The 1,313-nt window shown below is 25.7% G+C and carries 2 protein-coding genes; both read left to right on the top strand.

Annotation, left to right across the window (positions count from 1 at the left end; all coding sequences use genetic code 11):
• Nucleotides 1-995 (top strand): ankyrin repeat domain-containing protein (locus E6A48_RS02685; RefSeq protein ID WP_219708440.1); only part of this gene is annotated, 995 nt, incomplete at its 5' end.
• A 128-nt stretch (nucleotides 996-1,123) separates the two neighbouring features.
• Nucleotides 1,124-1,313, top strand: a 190-nt coding sequence (locus tag E6A48_RS02690) for a hypothetical protein (protein ID WP_219708441.1), incomplete at its 3' end; no start/stop codon positions are given.

Genomic DNA, 1,313 nt, shown 5'->3' on the forward strand with positions numbered 1-1,313 from the left:
TAAATGAAGGCAATATTAAAGAAGCTGAAAATATTCTTAAAAAATATAATGATTATGTAAATAATCGTAATTATGAGGGATTTACATTGTTATCACTTGCTGTTATGGATAATAATATAGAAATGGCTGAGCTTCTTTTGAAATATAAAGCAGATGTTAATGAGACAGTATATCTTACAGATAGTGTATTAATACTTGCAGTTGATAATAATAATATGGAAATGGTTAAACTTCTTTTAAGTTATGGTGCTGATATTAATTATAAAGGATTTAGAGGAAGAACTGCATTATTTTCTGCTTTAGAACATGATAGAAAAGAAAATATTGAAATGGTAAAACTATTAATAAAAAATAAAGCAGATGTTAATATAGCTTATGACGGAGATGATGAAAACGAAGAAACACCTTTAATGTATGCTGTTATGAAAGGCTATAAAGAAACTGTAGAAATATTAATTGAAAATAATGCTGATATAAATAAAAGAAACAGAAATAATGCAAATGCTTTGATTTATGCTTATATGTATGGACATGATGATATAGCAGATATTTTACTTCAGAATGGTTCTGATTCTTTGGATAAAAGTTTGAAAGTTTGCTCTCTTAATCAAGAAACTTTGCTTAGTTATAGTGTTCCATTGATAACTGCAGTAAATTATTCTACCAATGAAGTTTTTTTACAGAAGTTAATTGATAATAGTGCTGATGTAGATTATAAAACTTATGATAACAAAACTGCATTGATAGAAGCTGCTTCTTATAATAATATTAATGCTGTAAAAGTGCTTCTTAAAAATAATGCTCAAGTTAATGTTCAAAATAAGTATGGTATGACAGCATTGATGTGGGCTTGTCATAGAGGAAATTTAGAAATGACAAAAATGCTTTTAGATGCTGGTGCTGATAAAAATATAAAAGACGGTAAATATGATGCATTGTATTATGCAAGAGAATACGGAAAAAATGAAGAGATAATAAAATTACTCACAAAATAGTTATAGCCTTTGTAAAAATTGCATGCCTTATATATGTAAGCATTTTTTATTGTAAAAATATTTATAATTGAAATTTTACTGATTTGAATTTATGATACAAAAATAACAATACATACAGAGGGTACTATATGAAAAATGTTATTTCTATAATTGCAGCATTTATTTTTATTACTGCTGTAATTTCATGCGGTGGCGGAAACAAAGAAATAAATCAATCAGAACAAAATACACAATCTCAAAATATTCAAACTAATACTTCAGATAATCAAATAAAACAAACAAATAATCAAAAAGAATTCTTTGATATGAAATATGTTT

It is taken from the genome of Brachyspira pilosicoli (assembly GCF_019402445.1).
In the GTDB taxonomy this organism is placed as follows: domain Bacteria; phylum Spirochaetota; class Brachyspiria; order Brachyspirales; family Brachyspiraceae; genus Brachyspira; species Brachyspira pilosicoli_B.